7 protein-coding genes are annotated in these 8,049 nt (G+C 63.7%); 5 read left to right on the top strand and 2 right to left on the bottom strand.

What is annotated here, in order from left to right; genetic code table 11:
• Positions 1-258 precede the first annotated feature (258 nt).
• The 5 genes from FJY68_12515 to FJY68_12495 are packed head-to-tail and all read left to right on the top strand — an operon-like array spanning position 259 to position 5,394.
• Entirely contained in the window at positions 259-2,376 is a 2,118-nt protein-coding gene (locus tag FJY68_12515) for a tetratricopeptide repeat protein (protein MBM3332647.1), read from the top strand.
• Positions 2,373-3,158, top strand: coding sequence for a dihydroorotate dehydrogenase electron transfer subunit (locus tag FJY68_12510; GenBank protein MBM3332646.1), 786 nt, complete (start codon positions 2,373-2,375; stop codon positions 3,156-3,158). Before FJY68_12515 ends, FJY68_12510 begins: the two co-directional genes overlap by 4 nt.
• A complete protein-coding gene (locus FJY68_12505; GenBank protein ID MBM3332645.1) occupies positions 3,155-4,057 on the top strand; it encodes a dihydroorotate dehydrogenase in 903 nt (300 codons plus the stop codon). The genes FJY68_12510 and FJY68_12505 overlap by 4 nt, the downstream gene beginning before the upstream one ends.
• Positions 3,973-4,824 (top strand): orotidine-5'-phosphate decarboxylase, encoded by an 852-nt coding sequence (gene pyrF, locus FJY68_12500; protein MBM3332644.1) that lies wholly within the window; start codon positions 3,973-3,975, stop codon positions 4,822-4,824. Before FJY68_12505 ends, pyrF begins: the two co-directional genes overlap by 85 nt.
• Entirely contained in the window at positions 4,825-5,394 is a 570-nt protein-coding gene (locus tag FJY68_12495; protein ID MBM3332643.1) for an orotate phosphoribosyltransferase, read from the top strand. It abuts the gene before it with no gap.
• A gap of 102 nt (positions 5,395-5,496) precedes the next feature.
• Here FJY68_12495 and FJY68_12490 read toward each other — a convergent pair whose 3' ends face one another.
• Entirely contained in the window at positions 5,497-5,811 is a 315-nt protein-coding gene (locus FJY68_12490; protein ID MBM3332642.1) for a hypothetical protein, read from the bottom strand.
• 45 nt (positions 5,812-5,856) lie between these two features.
• Positions 5,857-7,437: a hypothetical protein gene (locus FJY68_12485; protein MBM3332641.1), complete on the bottom strand. Its 1,581-nt coding sequence runs from the start codon at positions 7,435-7,437 to the stop codon at positions 5,857-5,859.
• Positions 7,438-8,049: the final 612 nt, after the last annotated feature.

The raw sequence follows: 8,049 nt of genomic DNA, 5'->3' as shown, positions 1-8,049 counted from the left end.
TATTCATCACACAAGTGTAACCAGCCAGGCGTTGAGCACGATGCCCTTCTTCTTGTCTGCCCGGGCGCATCCGAGCGCCTGCCGACCGACAAATCTCACGCACGTTCCGTCTCATCTCTCTCCATCTTCGCGGAGCAATTCCCGCTGACCGTCTTACCTCTCTCAGGGGGTCACCATGTACCCAGGCCAGAACTAAGGCGGGAGACGGTTCGCTTGACAGCAGGCACTGTCAGGCGTTAAGATTGAGAAGAGACCAGCTTGATTCGTTCCCGCCACATCCGTTCGCTCGCCTGTCTACTCGCGGCAGTTGTTCTGCTCGGAGCGGGCTGCGCGTACTACAATACGTTCTACAACGCCCAGGCCGCGTACCGAGAAGGCGTGAAGCTGAGGGACCAGAACCAGAACTCACCGGCCAAGGCCAAGTTCGACAAGGCAATCGAGAAGTCGGCCTTCGTCATCCAGCGCTGGCCGAAGTCGCGCTGGGTGGACGATGCACTGTTCCTCATCGGCGCGAGCTACTACCAGCAAGGTCAGTACGACAGGGCGGTACGCTCTTTCGACCAACTGAGCCTGGCCTTTCCGACCTCCGGGTTCGTGCCCCGGGGAGAGCTCTATCGGGGACTGGCCCTGCTCGCCGGCAAGCAATACGGGACGGCACGGGTGACGCTGGACGCGGTGAAGCAGAAGTACCCGCGGCTGGCCGACGAGGCCACGTATAGCCTCGCCAAGTCCTTCATCGACCGAAAGGAAACGGAGCGGGGTACCGATTCTCTGGCCGAGTTTCTCGATCGGTTCCCCAGGTCACGCTTCCGCATTCCGGCGTTGAAGCTGCTTGCCGACGGCTCATTTTCGCTGCGGAGATTCGCGGCTGCCGAAAAGTGGTACGAGTCTTACGCCGGGCTGACCGATGACCCGAAGCAGCGCGCGCTGGCCAATCTGAAGATTGCCGCCTGCCGGTATGAGCAGGGCAAGAACGAAGAGGCCATTGTCCAGGTCAGCGATGTGCTCGGACGGTACACCGATCTGGACGATGAGGCGAACCTGTTGCTCGGCAAAACGCTGACCGCGACCGGCCGGCAGTCGGACGCGCTGGGCGCCTGGGCCAAAGTGAAAGGGGCCAGCGACCTGGGAGCCGAATCGGCGTTCCGCATCGGCAAGCACTACGAAGAGGCGGCCGAATTCGACCGGGCGCGCGCCTACTACGACACGGCTAGGATCCGGCGCGTGGATTCCGACTACGGGGTCCTGGCGGTCAAGCGGCTGGCGCTACTCGACGCGCTGGCTGCGCGCACGACCGGAAAGAAGGCCGGCGGCGATTCGCTGCAGCCGGGCGAGGCGATGTTCCTGGTGGCAGAGGTGAACAACCTGAACCTCGGCGACTATGACAAGGCGATGGATCTCTACCAGAAGGTGCACGACTCATTCCCGGAAACCGACTGGGCAGCCAAGGCGCTGTTCGCCAAGGCCTGGATTCTGCGGAACGCCAAGAGTGACTCGGCCGCCGCGGAGCCGTTGCTAAGAGAGGTGATAGCCGAGTACCCGCAGACCGAGTACGCGGACGAGTCGCGGCGCTGGCTCGGACTGCCGGTGCCGAAGCGTGAGAGAAAGAAGACCGAGGTCAAACCGGAGACAACTGCCGCCGCGCCGCCCCCCCCGGCAAGAGAGACCGCGAAGGTGCCCGGCCTGGAGCCGGTTACGTCTGAATCGCCGCCCGGTGACAGCGACGAGACGACGATTCCCGGAGAGCCGGGGGCGTTTCCACGCGACCATCGAGGGCCGGGATGGACTGAGCGACCCGACGTTGCGGGAGGCCCTCCGGGCTGGCGCGTGAGGCCGGGGATGCAGCCGGGCGCGCCGCAGAAGGAGGAGGGAGAGGCCGGGCAGGAACCTCCAGCCGGGCCTTCGTCCGCGAGGGACACTCTGCCCGGTCAGCCCACCCCCGCAACCGAGGGCCCTGGTTCAGCAGCGCGAAGCAGGGAGGATACGCTTCCTGCAGAGCAGCCTGCTGCAGCCGAAGTGGATACGGCCAAACAGAGCGGGACGACTGCGAGGCTGGAACTGGAGATAGTCCGCTTTGCGACCGACTCGTGGCAGATTCAGGCGGCGGACTCGGCGCGTCTCATCGCTGCCGCTGAATCGCTCAAGGCACATCCTGAAGTCGGGATAGAGGTCGTCGGCCACTGTGACCCGAGGGCAAGCGAACGGTACAACCAGCAACTGGGAATGAAGCGGGCGCAGGAGGTGAAGGAGTTCCTGGTTGCAGCCGGAATTGAGCCCGGGCGCATCAGCGTGCGCAGCGAGGGCGAGAAACGGCCGGTTTCCACTAAGCCGGACGAGTTCTGGCTGAGCCGGAGGGTCGAGTTCGAGTACCGATGAAACCCATACGTTGCCCAGTTGTCCAGGCCCGCGGGCTGTGCGCGGGCGTTTTCTCGCTGTGGCTGGAGGCACCGGAGATAGCACGACGGGTCAGCCCCGGTCAGTTCCTCAATGTCAGGGTTTCGGACGGGGTCGACCCTTTGTTGAGGCGGCCGATCTCAGTCTGCGATGTAGAACGGAGTCGAGTACGGCTTCTATTCCGCGTGGTCGGTCGCGGCACCGCGCTGCTTGGCCGCGTGCGCGCGGGCGACGAACTCGACGTGCTCGGGCCATTGGGCCGGCCCGCACCGGAGCCGCATCGCAAGGAGATTCTGCTCTGCGGCGGCGGGATAGGGACCGCTCCACTCCTCTTACTTGCGCGGCGACTGAAGCGCAACAACCGGTTGCGGGTCCTGCTCGGCGCTCGCGCCAAGGACGAGTTGTTGTTGGCTAAGGAGTTTCGGGCGCTGGGGCTTCCGGTCAGCCTTGCGACTGACGACGGCAGCGCAGGATTCCATGGCATGGTGACGGAACTGGCTGAGACGCAATGCAAAGTGCAAAGTGGCGGAAGGCGGTCAGCGGCCAGCCGTCAGCCGTCAGTAGTGTTTGCCTGCGGGCCGAGGCCGATGCTTGCTGACCTCGTCAAGCGACTCGACCCCATTCCCGTCTGGGGTTTTGTCGAGGAGCGGATGGGGTGTGGCACCGGCATCTGCTACTGCTGCGCCCTGCCCAAGAAGGGCGGCGGGCACATCCGGTTCTGCGAGCAGGGGCCTGTCGTGCGGCTCAACGAGGTGGTGTTTTGAACCCGCAGGTGACGATTGGCCGGACAACCTTCGCCAACCCGGTGCTGGCCGCGTCCGGGACGTTTGAGTTCGGACTCAAGTTCCCGTCGGTAGCGAACCGACTCGGCGGGGTCGTCAGCAAGGCGATAACGCTGCAGCCACGGGCGGGCAACGCGCCGCCAAGGATCTGCGAGTTCCCGGGTGGCATCCTGAACTCGGTTGGACTGGAGAACCCCGGAGTAGAGGAGTTCTGCGCCGAGGTGCTGCCACGCACGCGCAAACTGAAGTGCCGGGTGGTGGTGAACATAGCGGGATTCACGGTCGAGGAGTACGGAGAGTTGGCGGCGAGGCTCGATTCCGAATCGGTGGATGCACTGGAAGTGAATGTCTCCTGCCCGAACGTCAAGGAGGGCGGAGCGCTGTTCGGACAGCAGCCGCGCGTCGTCGAGGCGATAACTGCCCTGGTGCGCAGCAGGACCGCCAGGACTGTCATCGTCAAGCTGACCGCCAACTTCGTGGACCCGGCTGAGACCGCGAAGGCAGCCGAGGCAGCAGGCGCCGACGCTGTCACTATCATCAACACGTTGTTCGGCCTGGCCTTGGACGGAAACGGCAGACCCTTCCTCGGCGGCAGGAACGGCGGCATCTCCGGGCCCGCGCTCAAGCCCTTTGCCCTGTTCTGCGTGGACCGGGTGGCGGCGGCCGTGAAGATACCGGTCATCGGGTGCGGAGGCATGATGGACGCGGGCGACGCACTTGACTTCCTGAGTGCGGGCGCGCGAATGGTACAGGTCGGCACCGCCAGCCTCGTGAATCCCGAGGCGGCGCTCGATGTCTGGACCGGGCTGAGAGAGTACTGCCGGAAGCACCGCGCAGCCGGTTGGGACGAGATCGTGGGCAGGACAAGGAGGCAGGCTTGACGAAGATTGCATTGGCGCTGAACGTGGCAGACCCGAAGCTGGCCTGGGAGTGGTTTACCCGCATCGACAAGAAGGTTGACTGCTACAAGCTGCAGATGGACCTGTTCGGCCGATCCGGACCCGACCTCATCCGGCGCTTCGTGGCCGGCGGCGCAGAGGTGTTCCTGGATCTGAAGTTCCACGACATACCCTCCGTGGTGGCGGCGTCGGTGCGGGCCGCGGGCGAAATGGGCGCAACGTTGCTCACCGTCCACACCTCGGGTGGGGGAAAGATGATGGCCGAGGCGGCAAAGGCCTCGGCGACCTTCGGCGTGAAACGGCCGCTGGTCCTCGGCGTTACGGTACTAACCAGCCTGGATGAGGCCGAACTTGAACGCGTGACCGGTTGCCGTCAGCCGGTTGCGGAACGCGTCATGGCGTTGGCACGTCTGGCAAAGGAGTCGGGCTGCGACGGTGTCGTCTGCTCGCCGCACGAAATCGGCGTGGTGAAAGAGGCGTGTGGCAGGGAGTTCGTGGTGGTCACACCGGGCATCAGGCTCGCGCAAACGCCAAGCGCCGAACGCCGAACGTCGAACGGCGGTGCCGAATCCGGACCTCGGCCTTCGGAAATCGGCGTTCGGACTTCCCGCGATGACCAGGCGCGGACTCTGACTCCGGCCGAGGCAGCGAAGGCGGGCGCGGACTACATCGTTGTCGGCAGGCCGATATACGAAGCGCCGGACCCGCTCGCCGCGATAGCGGACATCCGAAAGCAGATGGGAGGATAGATGGCACAAGACCTGGGAGGATTACTCAAGAAGTACGGCGTTCTGCGGGAGGGGCACTTCCTGCTGACATCGGGGAAGCACTCGGACAAGTACTTTGAGAAATTCCGGATTCTCGAACAGCCTCCGGTCTGCGAAGCATTTGCCGCGGCAGTTGCTGACCGGTTCCGCAAGGAGAATGCGAGCGTCGTCTGCGGACCCACGACCGGCGGCATCATCATCGCCTACGAAGTCGCCCGGCAGCTCGGGTCCCGGTGCGTCATCGCAGAGAAGGCGGAGTTGGGGCGCAAGATCGGACGGGGGTTCCGGCTCGGAGCAGAGGACCGCGTGCTGGTGGTTGATGACGTGCTGACAACCGGCGGGTCCATCAAAGAGACCCTTGCCGCGATCGAGCCGTCCGGGGCAAAGGTCATCGGCGTCGGAGTCTACGTAGACCGAAGCGCCGGGGTCGACTTCGGCGCACCTCTTTTCGGAGCATTCCGCCAGCAGGTGGCGACCTACGAGCCCTCGGCCTGCCCCTTTTGCGCGAAGGGCATTCCTCTGGAAGAGCCCGGACGCAGCGGAAAGAAGTAGCCGGCCAGAGGCTCACAGGCTACAAGCTAGAAGCCAACAGTCAAACCCGCCCGGTCCGACAGATTTGGCTCTTGGCTTCTGCCTTTCGGCCTTTGACTTGTTCTAGACTCTCTTCTCTGCCTCGTACTCCTGCTGGCTTTTCTCCACGTCGGCCTGGATCCTCGCGATATCCCGCATCAGCCCGCGCAGTTCGTCGTCGACAATGATTGGAGCGTCAGGCGTCCGCGAGCAGCGGCCATACACCTTCACACCCAGGTCGGCCATCTTCTTCTCGAGTTCGCGGCTCAGGCGCACCAGGTCCATCTTTAGCCGGCCGCGGCGGGTCAGGTCTTCGGCTTCTTTGAGTGCGGTCTTGGTGGCGTCAGTCAGCCACACCCGGACATCGTCCCAGATACCCTCAATGTTCTTTTTAGCCATGGTCAATTCTAGTGCTGCCAAAAAGCGGAGTCAATCGGTCCAGCGCTACGGCACTACCACGACCTTGCGGGGAGGACTTTCTTTGGCCGACATCCAGTAGACACCCGCAGACAGCGAGGCGTCCGAGTCCACTGTGCGGCCGTCGATTCCGTGCAGTACCGCTGCTGCCGGCAGCCTGAGTCGGGCACCGGCCCGGACGACCGTCGGTCCCGCCTGCTGGTAGCATGAGGCTTGTGGCCTGAAGCTCGCTTCCGCGATGCCCGTTGCCGAGGCCGTATAGGAGTAGCTCATCCGGCCGCTCGGGTAGTGGCTTGAGGGCACGAGCCAGACCGACTGGTAGCCGGTGTCAGAGCCCGGGACCGATATCGAGCCAGCCTGCAGCGAGTCAAGGCCCAGGGTGTCGAGAATCAGCCGGTGGCCGAGGGTGTCCTTGGCCACCGTGAAGACGCGGAAGTCGGCCGCGTCGTTGCCGTCGAAGCCCAGCTGCAGGTTCAGTCCCTTCAGGAAGAGGATGTACTCTCCGGCCCAGCGGTCTAGGCTGTTGCTGCGGGACACCGGGTATGCCGCATGGATGCCGGCGTTGCCGAACCTCGGCACGCGCTCACCGAAGTAGCCGTACTTCCCTCCCAGGTACGAAGTGTCGTTGATGACGTTTGCCAGCACCCAGTGGTCCAGCACTTCCTCGAAGCGCGCGGACAGTCCCGTAGCCGCGAACGCCGAATCCACTCCCGCGATGTTGACGTACGGTGAGGCGACGATGTTGCGGATCAGGCTGTTGCCGCCCCGGTTGCCGTACTGCTCGTAGAGAAAGAGCGTCCACAAGTAGGTCTTGATGTAGTCGGCCCAGTCGCCGTTCCACTTGGTCAGGTCGTTGTCCGGCGTGCTGTTGAAGCCGGAGATGGCGTCGGGCGCACCGAAGAGCCACATCGCCAGCTCGGCGCAGCCTTCGTTTACCCAGAGCGACTCGGCCGGGTCGTAGTTCCAGTGGATCATATGTTCGAACTCGTGGGCGGCGATGGCGATGCGGTAGTCGGTCGAAGGGTCGTTGGGATGGAGGTCGAGATAGACGCACTCGACTTCGTTGGAGTGATAGCCCCACTGGCGCATCGAAGTCGTGTCGTAGTACTCGTCGAAGAACATCCAGAACCCGTCGAACGAGTTGCCCATGAACGTGCCGATGTTGTGATAGATGAGGTATATCAGCGAATCGTTGTCAATCGTGTTCGGCGGTTGGCCGAAAGCGGTCGTGTTGTGATACCAGGCTCCGTGCAGCGAGTCGCGCGGGCTGGTGTGGTCGAAACGGTCGATGATGCGGGCCACGCGGGCCGAGTCGAGCAGTCCGGCATTCCAGGCCGAGTCTTCGACCATCACGTAGACGTGGTTGCCGGTACCGCGGCAGGTCAGGCTGCCCTGGTACTGCACCGGCGGCATCACCGACATGTTCTGCAGCCACATCGTCCGCTTCTCGCCCAGCCGCGGCGCGGTCTGTCGGGGACTGTCCCCGCACGGGGACTGTACCTCTCCGGGCATCGGAACCGGGACTGCCGTCTTCATCGTCTCGAAAACCGGCGTGCCGCAGCGCCACGATGGCGTCTGCGCAATCAGAGTGAGAACAAGTAGCAGCACACTTTCCTCCGTTGGGTTGTTGAGCGGACGTCAGAGTCTAGGACTGAATCGTCAGCAAGTCAAAAGAGCTTGGCCCGGCTCTCCTTCTCAGCACGCGCTCTGCAGACGGTCAACACAGGACCTGTCTGTCCATGCGAGGCCGGAACCGTCGGCCGTTGTCGTCCGCTCCGCCAATCGACAATCCGGAATCGGAAATCCAAGATGACTTGGGCCGGGTCAGTAGTCATCTACTGTCGCTGAGCCTCCATTGTCATGATGTCGCTCGAACACCAACTCGTCCCCGCAGCAATGACAGTGACCGTGGGTCGTGTCGAAAACTCCTCACAGGCGTGCCGACTTCATTTCTCGTTCAGTCCAGCCATCCCGCCGCGCCATGACATCGCCCCGTAACAGGTGGCTGTGGGGCTGTTGAGAAACTACTGTTGGGGGTGTGATTTCAGACCGCGAGCACGGATGTGACGCGGGACGGTCGCCAGAGCGCTGTCTTGATAGCTGAGTAGACTGCCGTGGCTGCCCGCCGCAGCAGTTGGGCGGCCTGCGTCACTGCCGGACGTCCGCCGCCGTGTGCCACCAGGCACTTGAGGTTCATGACCGCAGCCGCCAGGTACGCCT

This window comes from candidate division WOR-3 bacterium (genome assembly GCA_016867815.1).
Lineage (GTDB): Bacteria > Hydrothermota > Tepidihabitantia > Tepidihabitantales > Tepidihabitantaceae > UBA2258.
This window is presented reverse-complemented; position numbering and strand designations above follow the sequence as displayed.